Here is a 21,550-nt window from a genome sequence, read left to right as displayed (position 1 = left end):
TCACTCGATATGCACCAGTTGCAGCTGCAGGTTCTGTTCGCCCCGATAGTGATTGATGTCCAGCCGATAGGCGGCATGCAACTCATCACCGGGATGGTCTCGGTGCTCGGCCATGAAGAAGGCGATGGCGTCCAGCTCTGGTCCCTGCTCGGGACGCAGACGGAGTTTGAGGTGCTGCTCGCCGACGATGCGCCGCTGCAGGATGCGAAAGCGGCCATCGAACAGGGGCTCGGGGAAGCGCTGCCCCCAGGGCCCGGCCTGGCGCAGGCTCCAGGCGGTGTCCAGGCTGAACTGCGCCGGGGCCAGCTCGCCATCGCTGTGGATCAGGGGCTCGCGGGGCTCATCACCCAGCTGACGGCGTACCTCGGCATCGAAGGCGGCGGCAAAATCGGCATAGGCGCTGGCGGGGATGCTCAGCCCAGCGGCCATGGCATGGCCGCCAAAGCGTTGAATCAGCTGGGGGTGACGGCAGGCCACGGCATCCAGGGCATCGCGCAGATGCAGGCCCTCGATGGAGCGGCCCGAGCCCTTGAGGCTGCCGTCATCGACGGGGGCGAAGGCGATTACTGGCCGGTGCAGGCGCTCCTTCACCCGCGAGGCGACTATGCCCACCACCCCCTGATGCCAGTCCGCGCCCTGCAGACAGACCCCCTGGGGCCAGCCATCGGAGTGGTCGAACAGCCGCTGTAGCAATAGATCCGCTTCCTGCTGCATCTCCGCCTCTATGCCGCGCCGCTCACGGTTGAGCTGATCGAGCTGACGCGCCAGCTCCATGGCCCGATTGAGGTCATCGGTGAGCAGGCAGTGGATGCCCAGGCTCATGTCGTCCAGGCGGCCGGCGGCATTGAGTCGGGGGCCAGCGGCAAAGCCCAGGTCCGTTGCCGTGACCTGGGCCGGATCGCGCCCGGCCAGGCTGAGCAGGGCGCGTATGCCGGGATTGCCGCGGCCGCTGCGTAGGCGCTTGAGGCCCTGTTCCACCAGGATGCGGTTGTTCTGATCCAGGGGCACCACATCGGCCACCGTGCCCAGGGCCACCAGGTCGGTCAGCTCGGCCAGATTGGGCTCGGGCCGATTGGGGCCGAACCAGCCGCTCTCGCGCAGGGTGGCGCGCAGGGCCAGCAGCAGATAAAACACCACGCCGACCCCGGCCATTGCCTTGCTGGGAAAGCCGGAACCGGGCAGGTTGGGGTTCACCAGGACATCCGCAGCGGGCAGCTCAGCGCCCGGTAGGTGGTGGTCGGTGACGATGACGCCAAGCCCCGCCGCCTTGGCCGCCGCCACCCCATCGATGCTGGAGATGCCGTTGTCCACGGTGATCAGCAGATCGGGCCGATTGCGCAGGGCCAGCTCGACAATGGCCGGTGACAGGCCATAGCCATAGAGAAAACGATCCGGGGCGAGAAAATCGAGCTGCCGAAAGCCCAAGGCGGCCAGCCCGCGCAGCGCCAGCGCCGTGCCCGTGGCACCATCGGCGTCATAATCGCCAACGATCACGATACGCTGGCCTTGGCGCAGGGCCTGCTGCAGCATCTGGGCGGCGGCGTCCAGACCATCCAGCCGCTGCGGCGGCAGCAACCGCCGCGCCTGCAGGTCCAACTGGCTCGGATCGCTCACCCCCCGGGCGGCGTAGATGCGCGCCAGCAGGGGGTCCAGCCCGGTCAGGGCAGACAGGCAGGCCGGATCGGGGCTGCGGCGCTGGATACGTGCTTTGTTCTCAGTCAACTGGCAGAATTCTCTTATCTCTTGGTCTTACGAATCCCGCCCATGATACGCCATCCCCAGCCATCAACCCTAGGCCCAAACCCACTGGACCCTTCACCGAGCGCAACCGAAGCGGACAGGGGGCACAGACCCAGCCTCAGCGGCATCATCCTCGCCGGGGGACGCGGCCAGCGCATGGGCGGCATCGACAAGGGCTGGCAGGAATACCAGGGCCAGCCCCTGATCCAATACGCCCTGGAGCGCCTTCGACCGCAGGTGGACGAGGTCCTGATCAGCGCCAACCGCAACCTGGCACGCTATCAACAGCTGGGTCATCCGGTAGTCAGCGACCTGCAGCAGGGCTTTCCCGGCCCCCTGGCCGGCATTCTAGCCGCCGGTCGGCAGGCCAGCGCCCCATGGCTGCTGGTCGTCCCCTGCGACCTGCCCCAGCTGCCGCTGGACCTGGCCGAACGCCTGCTCGCCGCCGCCGAGCAAGAGGCGGCACCCCTGGCCATGGCCCACGACGGCGTGCGCAGCCAGCAACTCTGCCTGCTGTTGCAGCGCCGCCTGCTGGATGATCTGGATGGCTACCTGGCCTGCGGCGAGCGCCGGGTGATCAGCTGGATTGAACGCCACTCTTGGACCCAGGCCGATTTCTCCGACCGGCCCCAGGCCTTTTCCAACCTCAACCACCCAACCCCGAAATAAAGCGGCCACAAGGCCCAGGCTTTCAGCCCCGGCCTGCATCCCCTATAATCCAAACCGCCCAACCCCAGTCCCCGTAGCTCAGTTGGATAGAGCAGCCGCCTCCTAAGCGGCAGGTCGGACGTTCAAATCGTCTCGGGGACGCCAATAAATTCAAACACTTAAGATCTCCATACGAAATCACCGGCGAGACAAGTCGGCAATTTTCATCTTCTGCTGGCCCACAGCCAATGGCGTCAATTCAAGCCCAAGCCCTCGATAGCGGCTTCACATGCTTAGATTTTCGCTCATAAGGATCGCCCTGGCCTGATGGCGTTGGGTAAAGTGGACCCCACAGTCAGGAAAACAAATTGATTTCAGCCCTGGGATTTCCTAGCCTCTCAAAGCCTGCCAATGCCGATCCCCCGCGTCGTGGTTACCTATCAGACCAGGCTCACCTAGAAGGTGTTGAATGCGTGCTTTCCAACACATTGATTTTTCTCTGTGTGCTCTGTGGCTCTGTGGCCAAATGCTCTTTTTAGGATCATGCAGGTTTGCCTGATCATCTCGGCCAAGGGGATGGCCTCGGTCACGGCCCGGTCGACAACGGAGGGATAGCCCGCGCCCTTGACCACCTGCTCCACCGCGATTTGACAGGCCGCCAATTTTTCCTTCGGCACGTAGATGCGCAATTCCTTCTCGCCCTGTTGCTTGCGATCCTCCCTGCGTGTCTTTGACTGCTCGCGTTTGCGCTGTTGTTGCTGTTTAAATTGCTTGAGACGTGCCTCAAGTTCTGCTTTCGTGGGTCCGCTCATGAGATAACTCCCGTATAATACTCTAAAAACTTATCCTGGCATAAATCGACATGATGGCCAAATTGGACAAAAACCTGGTCAAAATAACTGGTGTTTTGATCGAGAAATGCCGGTTGAGTTGGCCCTCCTTGCATCGACGAGCAGGGCATCCCGATCCAAAAAGTGGGGGCGAATCGGCCATGCCAGTCGACAGCAGGGAGGACGCCAGGCCAAACAGGGAAAGCGGCACCTCTGCCGCGCGCCCCATCTACCACGCCCTGGCACCGGTTCGTCATCGCCACGGCAAGACTAGGCACGGGGTCGGCAATCCCACGTCAGCGACTGCCGTTCCGTTACCGTTCTCCTGCGTTTCGTTTCCGAAAACACGCGTGCGCACGCGCCGCCCGTTTCGATTTCGACAGGCTGACCAAAGCCGCAGATTAATCCTATTTACCGGTCTAACTTTGATTTGGTCGGATTAACGGGCGGCGAGACCCTTTTTGAAATCGAAAAACCGAGAGGAAACGAAGAGAATGAGGGTAACGAAAAATCTACCGGCGCACGATAAAGCGCTGATCCGGCGGGCCCAAGCACAGCTGAAACAGATCCAGCAGCGCGCCGGGATCGGCGGAGCGTCCGCTGACGACAATCCCTCCCGACCCCGAGCCTGTTCACCGAAGACGATAGTCCAGTACGAAAAGGCGGACGAACGGGTGATACGCCAACGGATGCAACTGCAGGCGATTGCGGCCTTGTCGAAGAACAGCTTCTATTTAATTTGAGTCAATTCGCTGCGCGATCATCATGCCACCTAATGAAAAATCTGGGTTAAACTGATTTTTTGCGGCTGTGCCCATGAAAACGAAACGAATGTTTCACGAAAATGGGCCAGGATGTTTCTGGCGTTCAAATCGTGGGCACCCTTACGCATCCCGAAACCTCTACCAGCGCAGGCTTTTCGGTCGAATGAGAGAAATTTAACTGGCTCTACTGAGAAGCAATGGGGAGTTGAACATTGTCCACTGCAACCGTCCTGATCGTCGATGACGAACCCAGCAACCTGTCGTTGCTGATGCATCTGTTGCGATCGGATTATCAAGTGCGCGCCGCCAATTCGGGCGAGAACGCGCTGCGTGCAGCGGCGAACGAGCCGCGTCCGGACCTCATCTTGCTGGATGTCATGATGCCGGAAATGAGTGGTGAAGAGGTTCTTGCCCGTCTTCGCAACAACCCAGCCACCCTCGACATTCCGGTAATTTTCGTCACCGCGCTCGCCGATGTTGACGATGAAGAGCGTGGTTTGGAGCTTGGGGCCGCTGACTACATTACCAAGCAGATCAAGCCCGCCGTTGTTCTGGCCAGGGTGCGTACGCAACTCGAAGCAAAGCAAGCCCGTGACTGGCTGAAAGACCAGAACGCCTTCCTCGAAGCGGAAGTCTCCCGGCGCATGGTCGAGAACGACCTGACTCAACTGGTCAGCATTCGGGCCTTGGCCCATTTGGCCGAGACGCGCGATCCCGAAACAGGCAATCACATCTTGCGGACGCAGAATTATGTTCGTGCCCTGGCGCTGCGACTCAGGCAGCATCCGCGGTTTTCCACTGTCCTCGACTCACGCACCATCGACCTGCTGACCAAGTCGGCGCCACTGCACGATATTGGCAAGGTTGGCATACCGGACAGCATTCTGCAGAAACCGGGCAGCTTGACTCCTGATGAGTGGCTGATCATGAAGACCCATTCCCGGCTGGGGGCCGATGCCATCGAACAGGCAGAGATCGATGTCGAGCAGCCTGTTGCCTTTTTCTCGCTGGCCAAGGAGATCGCCCATTGGCACCACGAAAAATGGGACGGCAGCGGCTATCCCGATGGACTCAAGGGTGACGCGATTCCGCTTTCCGCGCGCCTGATGGCAGTGGCCGACGTGTTCGATGCCCTGATCTCGCCGCGCGTGTACAAACCCGCGATGAGTTATGCAAAGGCCCGCGAGATTATTACCGAAGGCAGCGGCAGCCATTTCGATCCGGACATCGCAGCGGCTTTTCTCGAAGGCTTTGCTGCCATGACCGCCATCGCCGATCAATACCAGGACCGGGGCCATCCGTAAGCATAATGGGCATGGTAACGAAGTCACGCTAGATTAATCCACTGGCCGCCCAACACCCAATGCGGAGCCGCTGACACATGACCATCAACCTGATTAACAACATCTCCTTTCTGATCGCCCTGGCAGCGGCTGGGCAAGTCGTTGTTTTACGGTTGCCCGAGAACACGCTGAATCGTCAAGTGCTGTTGGGCTTGCTGTTTGGCGGCGCGGCTTTGCTGGGCATGGCAAATCCGGTCAACTTTGCGCCCGGGGTGTTTTTCGACGGTCGTTCAATTGTGCTGGCGGTGGCAGGCGTGGTGGGGGGCGGCGTGACTGCCGCGATCGCAGCAGGCATGGCGGCCTTCTATCGCTACCAGTTGGGCGGCATCGGTGCGCCGGTCGGCATCATCATCGTACTGCTGTCGGCTTTGTTTGGCGTACTGGCTCGTCAATGGTGGCTGAGACGCACAAAGCCACCGCGACCGATCGACTATCTCGCGCTCGGCGTGGTGGTGCAGTTGATGCAGTTGGCCGCCTTCACGCAAGTGCCCAATCGGGCCGGCTATGCCTTCATCGAGCAAGCCTGGTGGGTGCTGCTGCTGTTCTACCCGCTGACCACCATGCTCCTGTGCCTGATCTTCCGCAATGTCGAACAGCAACTGATCGACAAGGCCGCACTGCAGAGCGCGCGGGATGCGCTGGTTGCAGAAGAGCGCGCGAGCTTGCAGCGCTTTCGGGCCTACTTTGAGCACTCAAGCATCGGATTTGCCATCACCAGTGCGGAAAAGGGGTGGCTTGAGGTCAATGATGCCCTCTGTGCCGCGCTGGGTTACTCGCGCGACGAACTGACCCGTCTGACCTGGGCAGAGCTAACCTGCCCGGCGGATCTGCCGGCTGACCAAATGCAGTTCGACCGCATGCTGGCCGGCGAGATCAACAGTTACGACATCGACAAGCGCTTCATCCACAAGGAGGGCCATCTGGTCGAGACGCATCTGGCGGCCAGCCTGGTGCGCAAGCCGGATGGCGGCGTCGATTACGTTGTTGCGGTGGTGGAAGACCTCAGCGAGCGCAAGCAGGCGCAGAGGAGTCTTGCCGAGAGTGAGGCGCGCTTCGAGGGTATTTTCGAGCAGGCTGCGGTGGGCATCGCGCTGGTGGCGACCGACGGCCGCTGGCTACGCGTGAACGGCAGGCTATGTAGCATCGTCGGCTATACACAGGAAGAACTGCTGGCCAAAACCTTTCAGGACATCACCCATCCCGACGATCTCGATGCCGACCTCGATCAGGTGCGGCGCATGTGCGCACGCGAAATAGACAACTACTCGCTGGAGAAGCGTTACTACCGCAAAAACGGCGGCATCGTCTGGATCAATCTCACCGTCTCGATGGTGCGCAAGAACGATGGCGCACCGGACTACTTCATCTCGGTAGTCGAGGATATCTCGGCGCGCAAGGCTATGGAGCAGTCTCTGGCTGAAAGCCAGATGGCGGCGTTGGCCGAGGAGAAGCGGGCGCAGTTGGCCGCGCTGAACCTGAGAGACGAAGCCATTGCGGCCCGGCAGCAGGCCGAAGCGATAAGCGCGACACTGGCTGGGCAAGTGGACGAATTGCGCCGCTGGCAAGCGGCGATGCTTGGTCGCGAAGCCCGCATCATTTCGATTAAGCAGGAGGTCAACGAACTCTTGGCCCAATCCGGCCAGCCACCGCGCTATGGGGTTCAGCTGCCGACTGACCGCGTTCCCGGTGTCGGTCAGATACCGTCGAAGTCGGCCGGAGATGAGGCATGAGCACGCCCCAGAGCGGCGATGGCGTGCTTGAAGCAAGCGTCTGCCTGGCCTTGACGGAACTGCTGCCGGTTGTGGCGGTTGCCGACAGTATCGAAGCACTGCTCGGCTTTACAGCGGACGACTATCTGTCAGGGCGGGTTTCCCTGAGGCAACAAATTCACCCGCACGACAGCGACATCGCCGACAGGCTTTTTTCCCCTGGCGATCCCGCCGCGTCTGGCGTCTTCAACATCCGGCTCAGGCATGCCAATGGCCGCATTCGCTGCTTCCGTGGGCAATACAGCAAGGAGCCCGGCCCGCAGGGTCTGATGCTCAATTTGCTGCTGCAGGACGCGAAATCCTTGAAGCGAACCATGCCTGATGTCTCCACGATGGCCAATTTCACCGCCATGATGGAAATCACCGATGACTACATCTATTTTAAGGATCGTCATCACGTTTTTACCGGGGCCAGCCAGACGCTGGTGTCACTCTGCGATCCCACCGATCACTGGACTGATCTTCTCGGCCAGACCGACTACGACGTCTTTCCCGAAGAATATGCGGACATCTACTACCGCCTCGAAAAGCAGATCTTCTCCGGCATGCCGATGGCCCATGAGATCCAGGAGACTCTGACCAAGGACGGCAGAAAAGGCTGGGTAGACAACCGCAAGTATCCGATCCACGACGCGCACGGGGAAATCATCGGTCTCTACGGTATCGCCCGTGACATCACTGCGCGCAAGCAGGCCGAGAGGGCGTTGAAGGAGAGCAACGATCGGATGGCTGCGGTGATGGAGAACCTCACTGAGGGTCTTATCATGGCCGATGATCAGGGGCAGGTCATGTACTGGAACCCGATGGCCCTCAGCATTAACGGCTTCGCCAGCATGGACGACTGCCGGCGCCCGCTCGCCGAGTTTGCCGAACTGTTTGAAATGCGACCACTCGACGATGATCGCCTGCTGCCGGTCGAGGAGTGGCCGATGAGCCGCGTGCTGCGCGGCGAAAAGCTGCACGATTGGGAACTGAGATTGCGTCGACTCGATCAAGGCTGGGAGAAGATCCTCGCCTATTCCGGTTGGCTCATCCAGAGCGCCGACGGCGAGAGGCTCGCGTTCCTTTCGATCAACGACATCACCGAGAGCCAGCGCGCCGCCCTCCAGTTGGCCGCAAGCGAGTCCCGGCGCCGCGCCGAAATGAGCGCCGCCCTCGAGGTCCAGCGCCAATCGTCCCGCGCCGCATTGAGCCTGATGGAAGATGCGCTTGCCGCCCAAAAACGGGCCGAGGAAAGTGAAGCAACAATGCGCAAGCTGTCGCTCGCCATTGAGCAGAGTCCGGAGAGTATCGCGATCACCAAGCTCGATGGTGCAATCGAGTATGTCAATGAAGCCTTTGTGCGGGTTACTGGCTATTCCCGCGATGAGCTGATCGGAAAAAATCCGCGCATCCTTCACTCAGGCAAGACGCCGCCGGAAACCTACGCCGCGATGTGGGCCGCCCTGACACAGGGGCATCCATGGAAGGGTGAATTCATCAATCGCAAGAAGGACGGCACCGAATACATCGAATTTGCCATCATCACACCGCTGCGCCAGCCCGACGGGACGATCAGCCACTACGTTGCGGTGAAGGATGACATCACCAAGAAGAAGCGCATCGGCGTCGAGCTTGACCAGTACCGCAATCATCTGGAGGACCTGGTGGCGCAGCGCACGGTGGAACTGACTGCGGCACAGCAGCAAGCCGAAGCCGCAAATATCGCCAAGAGTGCCTTCCTGGCCAACATGAGCCATGAGATTCGCACGCCGATGAACGCCATCATCGGCCTCACCAGCTTGATGCAACGCGCGGGGGCCACACCGGAGCAGTCGGACCGGCTGACCAGGATCGACAACGCGAGCCGACACCTGTTGTCGATCATCAACGACATTCTCGATCTTTCAAAAATCGAGGCGGGCAAACTGCGACTGGAGGATTCCGACTTCAACCTCTCCGCCGTCCTCGACAACGTCGCCTCCATCATCAACCCCGCAGCGCAGGAGAAGGGCCTGGTGGTCGAGATTGACCGCGACGCCGTACCCGCCTGGCTGCGCGGCGATATGGTGAGGTTGCGTCAGGCCTTGCTCAACTTCGCCGGCAATGCCGTCAAGTTCACCGAAAAAGGTCGCGTCTTGCTCAGCGCCCTGCTCTTGAAAGACGATGATGAAGGCCTGCTGGTGCGCTTCGCCGTTGCCGACTCCGGCATAGGCATTACGCCTGAAGCCAGGCAGCGGCTGTTCCAATCCTTCGAACAGGCCGATGCCTCGACCACACGCAAGTACGGGGGCACCGGTCTCGGGCTCGCCATCACCAAACAATTGGCGCAGATGATGGGCGGAGAAGTCGGCGTTGACAGTACACCCGGGGTGGGTAGCACCTTCTGGTTCACCGCCCGCCTGCAGCGCGGACACGGGGCCATGCCCGCCGATAGTGTCGAACCCAGGGTCGAGCCCAGCGTCGATGCCGAAACACAACTGCGCCAGCAGTCCCCCGGCAAGTGTCTGTTGCTCGCCGAGGACAACCCCATCAATCGCGAAGTGGCGCTGGAACTGCTGCACGGCGCGGGTTTGGTCGTCGATACGGCCGAGGACGGCCGCATGGCGGTGTCAAAGGCGATGGCCCGCGATTACGACCTGATCCTGATGGATATGCAGATGCCCGTCATGGATGGCCTTGACGCCACCCGCGCCATCCGCAAACTGCCCGGCTGGGCATCCCGGCCGATCCTGGCGATGACGGCGAATGCCTTTGACGAAGACCGCCAGGCCTGCATGGACGCGGGGATGGATGACTTCATCACCAAGCCGGTCGAGCCGGACGCGCTCTTCGCCACCTTGCTGAAGTGGTTGCCAACGCAGCAAAACACCGCACGGACCGATGACGCGATCGTCGCGCCGAGCCAACGGCCAGGCCATCAAGTCATGTTGCCGACCCTCTTGACTGAGTTTGCCGGTCTAGATTCAGCACGCGGACTGCGGATCCTCGGTGGCAATGTCGTCGCCTATGTGGCCTTGTTGCGTAAGTTTGCCATCAACCACCGCGACGATCCGCAATTACTGCGAAGTGCGCTTGCCGCAGGCCAGACCGAAGCCGCCGGGCAACGGCTGCACGCCCTCAAGGGTGCCGCCGGATCCCTGGGCGCGACCGCCCTGCATGCCGCCGCACTGGCGCTCGAGCAAGCCCTGCGCGCCAATGAAATGACATCGATACCTGAACTCCTGGAGTCCCTGCAGACCGAAATGCACGCCTTTGATACTGTGCTGACGCAATTGGCTGAGGCGGCGACCGATGAGCTACCGGCACCCGATCCCGAGCATGCGTGCGGGGTGCTCGAACAACTGGCGGCACTGCTGGAGCGCGACGATATTGCGGCCACTGATCTGTTCGAGCGCAACCAGCCGCTTTTGCTGGCGATGCACGGGCCGACAACCATGCAACTGGAGCGACAAGTGGCGACCTTCGACTATCCGGCCGCGCTGGCAACCGTGCGCGGCCTGCTGCGGCAGCTAGCCAAGAATCCATGAGGTACAAATAGGGGACAGACCCCGTTTTTTGTGTGGGTGTAGGAGCGGCCTTGGCCGCGAAGGGCGCTTAAGAAAGTGAGAAGTTTGAAGGGTGAAGTTTGAAGGAATGAGCCCTTCGGGCTTTTTTTTTGAATCGTGGGCAAGCCCGCTCCCACTGGGCCTAGCCTATTGATGTGGCTAGGAGCCTGTCGGATTTAGGATACTCCTACTGCGCCGGTGGGAAGAACGGCCCAGAATTGTTTTGAACATTGGCCCCGATTTTTCGTTGCGTAGGCCAACTATGCGCCTCAAAATCGTGAAAATTTGTTCTCGCTCTCCCACCTTGCTCGCTACGGGCACCTAAACCCGACAGGCTCCTAGAACAATTAGGTAATGCTCCCATACGAACTATTGGTGTCAGAGTCGGTGCTACGGGAGTGTGGCGCTGGCGATCCTGATGCAGCCAAAAGACGTTTGGCGATATTGAATGATGTGCCTCTGCTAATAATCACCGAGCCGGCACTTCAACTCGCTGAATCGTTGGTGGAACGCGGAATTGTTCCGTCCAAGGCTGCGGAGGATGCACTGCACATTGCGGTAGCCACGGTCAATGGTGTGGATTATCTGCTGACATGGAACTGCCGATATATTGCAAATCCAGAAATGCGAAGAGGCATTGCCGAGTACCTGGAGCAGCTTGGTTTGTTTCTGCCATTCACCGGAAGAACTTCTTGGAGAAGAAAATGTTGAATGACGAAATCATTGATGAGGTGCGAGCCATTCGTGATGCCCATGCCGCCATGTTTGGTTATGACCTGCAGGCGGTCATCCCTTCATTCCCGCGCCATCGGAACTTCCTGCACCTAACTCGGCATTGCAGCGGACTCGCTTCGCTCGCCGCTCAATTTGTCGTTAGCTGGAAAACTGACTTTAAATGACAGATATTAGGCTCATTAACCACTCCACAGCGATCAAATTTTTATTTGTGTTCTTGTGCCTGACAGCTTTGCTCGCATGTACGCATGAATATCAAACCATCACAGGCAAAGTCGTAGACGAATCAAATGTTGCATTGAATGGTGTCGCTGTTACAGCTTGCTACTCGGGATGGGGGTGGTCTGACGGACAGTTGGTGTGGGACAAAGTCTTTTGTTCAGAGCCCATCGTGACGAACATTGAAGGACGATACGTTATAAACTTCAAAGGGCCTGAATTCTTACGACTGAGGGCAAATAAAAAGGGCTGGATTCAAACTCAGGATTTCAACTCCAAGGATTCAAATATCATCTTAATCCAAAATGCAGTCAATAGTGCAAGGGTAGCCCTAGAAGCGAATTTGCGTGAAGAAAAATCTCGGCAGCGGCTGGCTGATGAATCAGATATTGATTACTATTGTCGAGTGGTCATACCTCGAAACCGGCCAGTCAGGTTAAACTATCAGGGAGAAGCCTTATCAATCGTAACGAGTTTTCTTTTTTCCGATTATTATAGTGCTTTTCTTTTTGCAGTGCGAGGGTCCGCTCTGCCTGTTAACTCTTTTAGAAAAGAAGCGGAGCTTAGAATTAATGGGAAAACGGTAAAAACTAATTTATTATTCAAGCCGAACGATGGAACCTGCGAACCAGATTTTTATTTTATTGGATCAACTCTCCACAGCTTAAATTTGGAGCCAGTTAATCAACTTGAAATTTTAATTCCTAGCATTCGTGCCATGTTCGATATGCAAAAATGGACTGATACGGTAATCCTTAAATAGTCCAGCTAACGAAGGCGCTGCACTCGGACAATTATTCCGCTGCGCTCCAAAATTTCCGGTGAGCTTGGTCGTTAGGCTAGACCCAGCTTATCAGCCAGGTATGCCGCCGCCATGGCCGGGATAGCGTTGACGCTCACCTGCTCTTCGGCGTGCATGCCATTGATGATGCTAGCCTTGCCCCCGGCACTTTCTTTGATTCTGGCTATATCCTCATCTGAAACCGTGGCAACGATCAGCCGATAAGCACCTAACCAAAGGGGGTTTAATGGGTAGAGAATTGACCTCCCCCTTTGCAAAAGGGGGATTGAGGGGGATTCTGGCTGAAGAAATCCCCCCCTACCCCCCTTTGCAAAGGGGGGAATTAGATGCTCTGTCCTTAGAGATGAGAGTGGGGGAGTAGTTACGCCATAAATATACCTAATGATAAGGCCGCAAGACGAAGGCAAAACCTTTGCCCAGTTCCAGCAGAAAGCCTTACAATTCGCCCATCAAGGCTTGTTCCAGGGTGGATTCCAGCAAGTTGCCCGCCCCAGGCAAGCCGAGAAACTCCAGCAGTAGTACGCGGTAATGGGCTCAACTCAATTCGTGACGCACTGGGTCACGAATCGGGAAGGCCTGATAGAACAAGCGCATATAGCGCAAATTGGAGGCATCGAAGCCCTTGCCGTACCCCTGCGTCAAGCCTTCGGCCAGGCGAGGCAGTAGCTTTTTGCCATAGGCGGCGCGTGCCTCGCCCTGTTGTTCAAACTCGACCAGGTGATGGCCGATTTCACAGCAGGCCTGCACATGCACCCTGTCCACCAGACGCAGGGCACGCTGGCTGCCCTGTCGAATCAGGCGGCACTGCGACAGTAAGCCCAATGGCCTGACCACAATCCCACAACAGGACCTGGATGACTGAAGCGACCCTATCTTCTCTGTGCCAACGGCTTCGGCTGGAGATGCCCGTGGCGTACGACCCCATTTGGTCCGCTGCGGCGGATTTCTTGCACTTGATCGTCGAGCATTGTCTGACGCACAGGCCTCAACATATAGTCGAATGCAGCAGCGGCATCAGTACCCTGATGCTGGCAGCGGCGTGCAGGCTCAATGGCTGCGGCCAGGTGGTCAGTCTGGAGAATGGGGCCGAGTTTGCTGCCAGTACCCATGGGCAACTGCGGGCCCAGGGACTGACCGAGCAGGCCCGGGTAATCCATGCGCCCCTTCTACCGGTAGATATTCACAACAAGGGCTATGAGTGGTACGACATCAGCGCCTTGCCCCGGCAACCCATAGACATGCTGGTGATCGATGGGCCACCGGGTTTTCTGCAACCCCTGTCCCGTTACCCTGCCCTGCCCTTGCTTTGGTCGTACCTTGCCCAACAGGCGACCCTCTTTCTCGACGATGCCGCCCGCCCCGATGAACAGGAGATCGTGCGTCTGTGGTTGGAGGAGTTTCCCGGTCTGCAGCGGCAGGAATTCAGCAGCGAACGGGGTTGTGTGCGGCTGTTGCGTTGATCTTGCATCTATCCTGACAGAAGGGGATTGGCAACCGGCAGCAGGCGCAGGCCTTCGGGCCGGTTCAGCCGCACCCATGGTGCTGCTTTCGCCGGGATCAGCTCGTACTGCCTGCCCAGGTTGGTCCCTTACAGCGCCCCATGCCAATCCCTCAACCCTTGCTGCCAGGCCTCTACGAACAGCTCGATGGTCTCGATAAACTCCGCGTCGTGCTCGGCGCGGTTGATGGTGCAGTGGATCAGGCTGCCGTCCGCTTCGGCGGTGAGTGTCCATTGCAGGGCGTTGGGGCATTTGGGCAGGGTGAAACGCAGGCCGTCGCGGATGACTTCCCGGTGCACGATAAACTGGCCCCAGAGGCAGTAGATTTCGCCCCACTCGCCCTGATCGTCCAGCACCCGATCGATGAGGTTGCAGGCCTTAGGCAGCTGGCTGATGCTCAGTTGTTGCAGCTGCTCGGCACAGAGGGGCGCTGGGCTTTTGGCGTAGAACTCCATCTCAATACAACCCCAGGGGATTGGCCGGGTCTATGCCGTCCATGAAAGGCAGCTGGCGCTCGCGGTTGGTGAGCTGATAGACCAGACCCATCCAGTTGCCCACCAGGCCCTCGGCGGTGTCGTGCCAGGTGTTGTCGATCTGGCCTGCCACCAGGTCTTCGGGAAAGTCGGCCAGGCTCTTGGTATCGCCCTGCTGCAGACGCCCGGCAAATTCATTGAGGATGGCCTGCTCGCGCCGGCCGAGATAGTTGGCGGGAAAGCCCGGTTTGTCACGCTTGCCCGCCTGCCAGAGGCCCAGCTCGCGCTTGTATTCCTTGAGCAGAGACACCGTGTCGTATTCCGGGTGACCCTGGAAGAAGACGAAGCGAAAGCCATCCTCGCTGGTGGCCAGGTGTACCCCGGCCTGTTCGCTCTCCACCAGGACATGCAACCCGGCCGTCTCGAACTGCCTTCGCGAGACCTGGTTCCAGCGCGAATGGGGCACGTCGAAGCGGGTGTTGACGTCGTTGACCAGGGGATGGTGCCGGTCCAGGACCTGATGCGGAAACACGCCCCAGGTCTTCTCCTGCTGGGGTACGCGCCTCTGGCCGTAGCGAAACTCCAGCACCGCATGGGTGGCCAGGCAGGAGCAGAGGGTGGATGTGACATGCTCGGCGGCCCAGTCGATCACCTCGATCAGCGGCCGCCAGAAGGGCTGATCCGCCAGATTTGGCCCGGCGACATTGGCGCCGGTGATGATCAGGGCATCCAGGCCCTGCTGGCGCAGGTCGGCGAAGCGCTCGTAATAATGATCGATGTGCGCCTGGGCCTTGTCGCTGCGCGGCAGGGCATCCAGGCTGAAGGGGTGCAGGTAGAACTGGGCGATGGGATTGCTCTCCCCCACCAGGCGGAAGAACTGGCGCTCGGTGGCGGCCAGAGCGGCGTCCGGCATCATGTTGAGCAGGCCGATGTGCAGCTCGCGGATGTACTGCTGGTCGGCCTTTTCCTTGGGCAGGACAATCATGCCCTCCTCGCGCAGGCGGGCGTAGCTGGGCAGGCCGTTGTGGGCGATGATCGGCATGCTCAGGCCTCCGTGCGGGCGATGGCCGTTTCCAACAGGGCGAGAAAGTCCGTTTCATCGCGCACCTGGGCCACCTCCGCCGATGTGACGGTGTAGCCGTGGGGCTGGGCTATGGCCTGATAGCGCGGGATGCGGCTGCGGAACAGGCGCGGGAACACCCAGCGGGTGAAATCGTCCGGCTCGATCTCGGCGGCGTAGCTCAGGCCCTTCTCCGCCAGGTAGATCACCAGCTGCTCCTGGAGGAACTCGGGCCGATAATAGAGCGGCTTGGGGTCGCTCTGGGCGCGGCGGATGAGCATGTCCTCTTCCTCAGCGTTGGTCGCCTGGATGTAGAGGATCAGGCTGTGCTCCGCCAGCAGCTCGACTATGCCCGGCTCGTCCAGCTCGCACAGGGAGCCGCCGACGTCGTTGATGAAATGGTTGTAGCCGTAGATCTCGCGCGCCTTGCGGATGAACTCGGGCACGTCGCGCATGGCGGCGATTTCGCCCTTGCGGTACTCCGCCTGACGGCGGACGAACTCCTCCAGCGGCACGCCGCCCAGCTCTGGGTTGCCCAGCTTGCCGACGAAGGACAGCACCGGGCCGAGGTTATCCACCTTGATGTTGTTGCGGATATAGATCCAGTCGTTACGCAGCAGTTCGCGCAGGAAGGGCGCCTGCATCGCCTGCTGCTTGATCAGATCGAGAATCTGCTCATCCAGATAACGGGTGCCGATGCGGTAGTCACCCGAATAGTGGAACCAATCGTGCCGCCGCAGCAGGGTCGAAAGGTAGGTCTTGCCCACCCCGGACATGCCGAGCAGGGTGATGGATTTGTGCGGCCAATCGCGGAATTGCTGAACGCTGAGTTTCACGGGACTCTCTCTTTGGGGTAACTGGCTTTGGCTATGCTACCAAAACCCATGCCGCCTGGCAGTCGGCTTCGGCTCCGCTCGGCCAGGGTTTTACGCCATGGGGTCTAGGAGCCTGTCGGGTTTAGGATGCTCCTACTGCGCCGGTGGGAAGAACGGCTCAGAATTGTTTTAAACATCGGCCCCGATTTTTCGTTGCGTAGGCCAACTCAGCGCCTCAAAATCGTGAAAATTTGTTCTCGCTCCCCCTCCTTGCTCGCTACGGGCACCCAAACCCGACAGGCTCCTAGCACTGCTCCCAGGGCAGGCCGTGAAAGCGCCAGCCGTTGAGGGCGCTGCGCTGGTGGCAGTCGTTGAGTTCGCCCTCAAAGCCCTCGTCGATGTGGTACACCTCAGACACGCCCTGCTCTACCAGCAGCTCACCGGCGTCTTTCGAGCGATTACCGCTGCGGCAGATAAGGATCACGGGTGCCGGCCCCTCGGCTAGGCCGGCCGATACGCCACCGAGCAAGAGCTGGCGGATCTCGGCCACGAAGTTGGGGTTGACATCCCAATCCGGCTCATCGATCCAGGCGATATGCACCGCCCCCACCGGGTGGCCGACAAACAGAAACTCCATGGAGGAGCGAATATCCACCAAGAGGGCGCGAGGATTCTGCCGAAGCAGCTCCCAGGCGGCCTTGGGGTCTATGCTGTGCAGTGTGTTTTTGTTCATGGTCTGGGTTCTTCAAATGGATTGGCCGACATCTGCCCATGATAACCCAGCCGGGAGCCCAGACTCGCTTGCCCCGGTTTATTTTCCACAGGATTGCTGAGATACTAGGGCGGCTGCCACCAAAATCATCGGCATAAAGGTAGCTGCTCAGGCCGTTAATTCCCTCGTCCCTTGTGGGAGAGGGGGAATAGGCAATAAACCCTGTTTCTTCCTGCTCGCCACCCTGGGGAACCACTATGGACAGCTTGCTGATCCAGCGCCATTTCAGCCGTAAGATCCTGCTGCGTCTGCTGGCCTTCTCGCTCGTCGCCGTCGGGCTGCTTTACTGGAACCGCGGTTTCATTGACAGCGTCTATTTCCAGAACCAACTGACCAACGTCGGTTACATCATCAATGGTGTCATTGCCGCCCTGTTTCTGCTCGGCCTGCTGAACATCATGCTGGCCTTGTTTCACTATGCGCGGGAGGAACGGGCGCTGTGCCGTTTCACCGACAACATCGAGGGTGAAAACAGCGAAGCCCCCCTGCATGAGGTGGCGCAGGGCAGCCTCATCGGCCACCGCTACCGCCTCATCGTCCGCCTGTTCGAGGCCCGCGCGCCGATCAATCACAGCGCCCTGGCATCCACCCTGGTGGCCGCCGAGAGCAGCCGCTACAGCACCCCGCGCTACATCAACAACATCCTCATCCTCACCGGCGTATTCGGTACCATAGTGGCCCTATCCCTGTCCCTGCTGGGTGCTTCCGACATGCTGGAGAACAGCGTCGATGTGGGTGGCATGGGCATCATCATCCACGGCATGTCCACCGCCCTGTCCACCACCATCACCGCCATCGTCTGCTATGTCTTCTTCGGCTACTTCAACATGAAGCTGAGCGACGTGCAGACCAACCTGATCAGCGGCATTGAACAGGTCACCAGCCACTACCTGATGCCCAGATATCAGGTGAAGACGGAAAACGTGCTCTACGAGTTCACCGGCCTGATCCGCTCCCTGCAGGGCCTGGTGGATCAAATGGAAGACTCGCAGGAAGGGCTGGGCGCGCTTGAGGCCAAGATGATGGCCCTGGCGGAGGAACAGTCCGGCCAGCCGGAGCGCCTGCTGGCGGAAATGCGCTCGCTCAAGCACATCCTCACCGAAGGCTTCCGGTTGTCAGATAAATGATCGATCACGGCTTCATTGACCTGCGCGTTCGCCGCCAGGAAGGGCAGGTCAGCGAGAGCTTCTGGCCTTCCTTCACCGACATCATGACGGTGATCCTGATGATCTTCCTCATCGCCATGGTGGTCCTGCTGGTACGCAACCTGGAACTGGTCAAGCAGCTGCGCGCCACCGTGGCCGCCGAGCGCCAGGCCATCGCCCTGGCCCAGGCCTCGGGCAAGGAAAAGAACAGCCTGGCGGTACGCCTGCGCAATGCCGAGACGGAACTGGGCCAGCTGCGCCCGGAAAAGGCCCGTTTACAGCATCAGGTAGCGCAACTGGAGACCCAGGCCGAGCAAGAGGCAAGCAAGCTGACCCAGGCCCGTGTGCGCATCGGCCTGCTGGAGGCAATCAAGCTGCGCCAGGAACGCCGAGGGCAGGAACAGCAACAGCGGCTGCAGCAGATCCAGGCGCAACTGCAACAAAGCCAGCAACGGCTGGAGCAGAGCCAGGCCAGCCTGCGCCAGACCCAGGCCCAACTGGAGCAAGATCAGGCCCAGCTGGAGCAAACCCAGACGCAACTGCAACTCAGCCAGAGCCAGCTGCAACAAACCCAGCAACAACTCCAGCAGGAACAGAACCAACTGGAGCAGACCCAGACACAACTGCAACTCAGCCAGGCGCAGCTGCAACAGGCCCGTGAACAGCTCGGCAGCGAACAGGCGCAACGCCAGCGCCTGAGCCAACGGAGCGAGGAGCAACAGCGTCAGCTGGAACAATCTCAACGCAGCGCCGAGGCCACCCAGGCACGGCTTGCCCAGCTACAGCAGCAACTGACCGAGGCCGAACGGCAACAGCAGCAGCAGGCCGAACAGCTGCGTCAACAGGGCCAACGCCAGCAGGAGCTGGAGCAACACAGCGAGCGCCTGCAGGCCGATCTGGCCGACCTGAACGCGCAAAGGCAGCGCCTCAGCCAACTCAATCAGACGCAGGCCGAGCAGTTGCAACAGGCCACTCAGACCCGCAGCGAGCAGGATCAGCGCCTGACCCGACTGGATCAGGACAACCGCACCCTGCGCGAGGAGCTGGTGCGGCTCCGACAGAGCAACAGCGAAAAGGAAGACGAACTGAGCCAACTGCGGCGAGAGATCCGGGTCACGGACAAGCGTCTGGCCGATCTGCAGGGCGACCTGGGCGATCTGCAGGTGAAGTACGACCGGCTGGTGAAACCGGCCCGTACCGCCAGCAACAAGCATGTGGTGGAGGTACGCTACTTCAAGCGCGCCGGCCGCCGTCATATCGAGCTGCGCGAACCCGATCAGTCCGGCTTCAGGGCCATTTCCCGCAGCGCCCTGGAGGCACGGCTGGCGCAACTGCAACAGAAGATGCCCGACAGCCTGTACATCAAGGTCATCTTCCCCGAGGGCAGTGGCCTGAGCCACAGCGAGGCCTGGCGCTTTACCAGCGCCATGCACAAGTACGATTACTACTACCGCGACCCGCCCCCAGACCCCCCATCGTCCCCGGCAGCGGAATCAGAATCGGACGCCGCATCTGACCGATAGCGCCTGGGCTAATGTCCAGGCCCTTCATCCTATAAACCGCAGATTACGCCGATTATCGCAGAGTAAGATTGGTCTTCTCATGTGGTTAGCGAAGCGCCGTTCTGAGCGGTGTCCTGAGTCTGCCGAAGGGCCTGTCGAAGGACGGAATCCGGGGTAGCACTGCCCAGCGGCAACCCCGGATTCCGCTGCACAAGGATGTGCGGGTGTCCCGTGAGGCGCGACTGCATGGCCACCGCCCCACACCTACCGCTCTTTGGGGCTAGGTGTGGGTCAAGCTGATCCAGTCATCGGTTTGGCATGACCTAGATCCCTGTAGGCCCGATGCAGGAGGTAGGGCGACGCAGGATGCCAAAGCCGAGGATGCCGATAGGGACCGTTACAGTCCATCCGGGCTACGGGGCCTGCCGAGTCCCGAGTCTTGAAGCTGCCAGGGACGACGGGTTGCACACAAAAAAACCGGCCTGACGGCCGGTTTTTTATGCCGGGACAACTCCCGAGGTCTTACATATACATGCAGATGTCGGCCTCGCCGCCAAACTCGAAGAAACGGGCCGCGCCTGCGTACTCGATACCATCGATGAACTGGTTGTGGTCCATATCGAACAGGTCCACGGTCATCTGGCAGGCAATGAAGCGGACTTCCGCCTCCTGGCTCAGTTCACGCAGCTCTTCAACGCTGGCCACGCCCTTACTGGCCATCTTCTGCTTCATCATCATGGTCATCATGGCCTCCATTCCGGGCAGGGCGGTGCCCAGTACCGGGAACCACTTGTCCATACCCATGGGCATGGGCATACCGGGGTTGCCCAGGGGGCTGACCTTGAGGTCCAGGTCCTTTTTCAGCAATTGCAGGCCGTAGAAGGTGAAGAAGATTTCCACATCGTAGCCCAGCGCGGCGGCAGTGGAACCGAGAATGAAGGGGGGGTAGGCCCAATCCAGGGTACCTTTGGTGGCAATGATCGCCAGTTTCTTCTGTTCCATCTTTACTCCTCCAGTACAGGGTGAATGAGTGAAATCGGCTTACGCCTTTTTGATCAGGAAGTGGAACTTGCCACCCTCTTCCTTGGATTCCATGAGTTCATTGCCGGTTTGCTTGGCAAAGGCCTCAAAGTCCTTCACTGAGCCGGGATCGGTCGCGATGATGTGCAGTACCTTGCCTGCCTCCATAGCACCCAGGGTCTTTTTCGCACGCAGGATGGGCAGGGGGCAGTTGAGTCCGCTTGCATCGAGTTCTTGATCATAGTCAGCCATATTGACCTCCAGTTATTGGATTGCTTATTGGGATGTGGCAATCGGGGTGCTTCCCCCCACTTACCGTATTGCTGTGCCGCCCTGCACCCAGGAGCCGGTGACTTCCCTGTATCAATATCCCCCAGGTGGCGGAGGAAATTTAGACGCTACTTATATTGAAAAAGCCGCTGCAACGCAAGTTAAATTTCAATCGGCGGACAGACCCGCGCTAGCCACGAGGGCGGATTTCATGACCCTGCTGGGCCCAGGCGATGATACCGCCGCGCAGGTTGATCACGTTGTCTATGCCTTGCTGCATCAGATAGGCGCAGGCGTGGGCGGAGCGCGCCCCGCTACGGCAATAGAGCACCACCTGCCGCTGGGGGGCCTGCCGGAATTCCTGCATCTTCAGCGGGATCAGGTGCATCGGTAGGTGTTCGGCCTGGGGCAGCATGCCCACATTCAGTTCGGCATCGCTGCGGATATCCAGCAGGCGGATGTCTTCACCGCCAGCAAGACGGGACTGCAACTCATCCACATCAATTTCCTTAATCTGCACGCGCTTTACCCGATCAGTAACAAGATCGACGGAGTATATTAGTAAATCACTATACTTTCAATTGGGTGACAAGGAGGTTTTTCTCCGCCCAAGGGGG

At 59.7% G+C, this 21,550-nt stretch carries 19 protein-coding genes, 1 tRNA gene and 2 pseudogenes; 12 read left to right on the top strand and 10 right to left on the bottom strand.

The window, feature by feature from the left end; translation table 11 throughout:
- On the bottom strand, positions 1 to 1,701 hold the full coding sequence (gene recJ / locus D5125_13505; GenBank protein ID QFY91163.1) for a single-stranded-DNA-specific exonuclease RecJ: 1,701 nt from the start codon (positions 1,699 to 1,701) through the stop codon (positions 1 to 3).
- Between the two features lie 63 nt (positions 1,702 to 1,764).
- On the opposite strand from recJ, the gene mobA reads away from it, so the two are divergent.
- A complete protein-coding gene (gene mobA / locus D5125_13500; protein ID QFY90414.1) occupies positions 1,765 to 2,409 on the top strand; it encodes a molybdenum cofactor guanylyltransferase in 645 nt (214 codons plus the stop codon).
- 67 nt (positions 2,410 to 2,476) lie between these two features.
- Positions 2,477 to 2,553: transfer RNA gene (locus D5125_13495), tRNA-Arg, on the top strand.
- A 290-nt stretch (positions 2,554 to 2,843) separates the two neighbouring features.
- Here the strand turns inward: D5125_13495 and D5125_13490 are convergent.
- Complete coding sequence (locus D5125_13490; GenBank protein QFY90413.1) at positions 2,844 to 3,200, bottom strand: hypothetical protein; 357 nt, start codon at positions 3,198 to 3,200, stop codon at positions 2,844 to 2,846.
- Positions 3,201 to 3,712: 512 nt separating this feature from the next.
- Here D5125_13490 and D5125_13485 point away from each other — a divergent pair.
- From D5125_13485 to D5125_17140, 7 genes and pseudogenes are all read left to right on the top strand, one after another.
- A complete protein-coding gene (locus D5125_13485) occupies positions 3,713 to 3,961 on the top strand; it encodes a hypothetical protein (protein ID QFY90412.1) in 249 nt (82 codons plus the stop codon).
- A 233-nt stretch (positions 3,962 to 4,194) separates the two neighbouring features.
- Positions 4,195 to 5,286, top strand: coding sequence for a two-component system response regulator (locus D5125_13480; protein QFY90411.1), 1,092 nt, complete (start codon positions 4,195 to 4,197; stop codon positions 5,284 to 5,286).
- Positions 5,287 to 5,363: 77 nt separating this feature from the next.
- Positions 5,364 to 7,055 carry a PAS domain S-box protein gene (locus D5125_13475; protein ID QFY90410.1) on the top strand — a complete coding sequence of 564 codons (1,692 nt, stop codon included), beginning with the start codon at positions 5,364 to 5,366 and terminating at the stop codon, positions 7,053 to 7,055.
- Positions 7,052 to 10,603 (top strand): PAS domain S-box protein, encoded by a 3,552-nt coding sequence (locus D5125_13470; GenBank protein ID QFY90409.1) that lies wholly within the window; start codon positions 7,052 to 7,054, stop codon positions 10,601 to 10,603. Before D5125_13475 ends, D5125_13470 begins: the two co-directional genes overlap by 4 nt.
- Before the next feature lie 471 nt (positions 10,604 to 11,074).
- Positions 11,075 to 11,336: pseudogene (locus D5125_13465) on the top strand (hypothetical protein).
- Entirely contained in the window at positions 11,326 to 11,520 is a 195-nt protein-coding gene (locus D5125_13460) for a hypothetical protein (protein ID QFY90408.1), read from the top strand. The pseudogene D5125_13465 and the gene D5125_13460 overlap by 11 nt, the downstream one beginning before the upstream one ends.
- The gene (locus D5125_17140; protein ID QPB72256.1) at positions 11,517 to 12,338 is read left to right on the top strand and encodes a hypothetical protein; all 822 of its coding nucleotides are present in this window, start codon (positions 11,517 to 11,519) and stop codon (positions 12,336 to 12,338) included. The genes D5125_13460 and D5125_17140 overlap by 4 nt, the downstream gene beginning before the upstream one ends.
- 474 nt (positions 12,339 to 12,812) lie before the next feature.
- Here D5125_17140 and D5125_13450 read toward each other — a convergent pair.
- Positions 12,813 to 13,214 (bottom strand): annotated as a pseudogene (locus D5125_13450) (hypothetical protein).
- A 17-nt stretch (positions 13,215 to 13,231) separates the two neighbouring features.
- On the opposite strand from D5125_13450, the gene D5125_13445 reads away from it, so the two are divergent.
- The gene (locus D5125_13445) at positions 13,232 to 13,837 is read left to right on the top strand and encodes a class I SAM-dependent methyltransferase (protein ID QFY90406.1); all 606 of its coding nucleotides are present in this window, start codon (positions 13,232 to 13,234) and stop codon (positions 13,835 to 13,837) included.
- 128 nt (positions 13,838 to 13,965) lie between these two features.
- Here the strand turns inward: D5125_13445 and D5125_13440 are convergent, their stop codons facing one another.
- The 4 genes from D5125_13440 to D5125_13425 all read right to left on the bottom strand — a co-directional run bounded on the left by D5125_13440 (position 13,966) and on the right by D5125_13425 (position 16,957).
- Positions 13,966 to 14,331, bottom strand: a complete 366-nt coding sequence (locus tag D5125_13440; protein ID QFY90405.1) for a hypothetical protein — start codon at positions 14,329 to 14,331, stop codon at positions 13,966 to 13,968.
- A 1-nt stretch (position 14,332) separates the two neighbouring features.
- On the bottom strand, positions 14,333 to 15,391 hold the full coding sequence (locus tag D5125_13435; protein ID QFY90404.1) for a homoserine O-succinyltransferase: 1,059 nt from the start codon (positions 15,389 to 15,391) through the stop codon (positions 14,333 to 14,335).
- 2 nt (positions 15,392 to 15,393) lie between these two features.
- Positions 15,394 to 16,245, bottom strand: a complete 852-nt coding sequence (locus D5125_13430) for an ATPase (protein ID QFY90403.1) — start codon at positions 16,243 to 16,245, stop codon at positions 15,394 to 15,396.
- 283 nt (positions 16,246 to 16,528) lie between these two features.
- Positions 16,529 to 16,957 carry a rhodanese-like domain-containing protein gene (locus D5125_13425; GenBank protein ID QFY90402.1) on the bottom strand — a complete coding sequence of 143 codons (429 nt, stop codon included), beginning with the start codon at positions 16,955 to 16,957 and terminating at the stop codon, positions 16,529 to 16,531.
- Positions 16,958 to 17,193: 236 nt separating this feature from the next.
- Between D5125_13425 and D5125_13420 the strand changes: the two genes are divergently transcribed.
- Together D5125_13420 and D5125_13415 are read left to right on the top strand one after the other, a co-directional pair.
- Positions 17,194 to 18,123, top strand: a complete 930-nt coding sequence (locus tag D5125_13420; GenBank protein ID QFY90401.1) for a hypothetical protein — start codon at positions 17,194 to 17,196, stop codon at positions 18,121 to 18,123.
- Positions 18,120 to 19,664, top strand: a complete 1,545-nt coding sequence (locus tag D5125_13415) for a hypothetical protein (protein ID QFY90400.1) — start codon at positions 18,120 to 18,122, stop codon at positions 19,662 to 19,664. The genes D5125_13420 and D5125_13415 overlap by 4 nt, the downstream gene beginning before the upstream one ends.
- A 501-nt stretch (positions 19,665 to 20,165) precedes the next feature.
- Here the strand turns inward: D5125_13415 and D5125_13410 are convergent.
- The 3 genes from D5125_13410 to D5125_13400 form a co-directional block, all read right to left on the bottom strand.
- Positions 20,166 to 20,645: a DsrE/DsrF/DrsH-like family protein gene (locus D5125_13410; protein QFY90399.1), complete on the bottom strand. Its 480-nt coding sequence runs from the start codon at positions 20,643 to 20,645 to the stop codon at positions 20,166 to 20,168.
- Positions 20,646 to 20,684: 39 nt separating this feature from the next.
- Entirely contained in the window at positions 20,685 to 20,915 is a 231-nt protein-coding gene (locus tag D5125_13405) for a sulfurtransferase TusA family protein (GenBank protein QFY90398.1), read from the bottom strand.
- Positions 20,916 to 21,123: 208 nt separating this feature from the next.
- On the bottom strand, positions 21,124 to 21,453 hold the full coding sequence (locus tag D5125_13400; GenBank protein QFY90397.1) for a sulfurtransferase: 330 nt from the start codon (positions 21,451 to 21,453) through the stop codon (positions 21,124 to 21,126).
- Positions 21,454 to 21,550 lie beyond the last annotated feature (97 nt).

The organism is gamma proteobacterium SS-5 (genome assembly GCA_009497875.2).
Classification (GTDB): Bacteria; Pseudomonadota; Gammaproteobacteria; order Chromatiales; family Chromatiaceae; genus Magnetovirga; species Magnetovirga frankeli.
The sequence above is the reverse complement of the archived record's forward strand: the minus strand, read 5'-3'. Positions and strand labels throughout refer to the sequence as shown.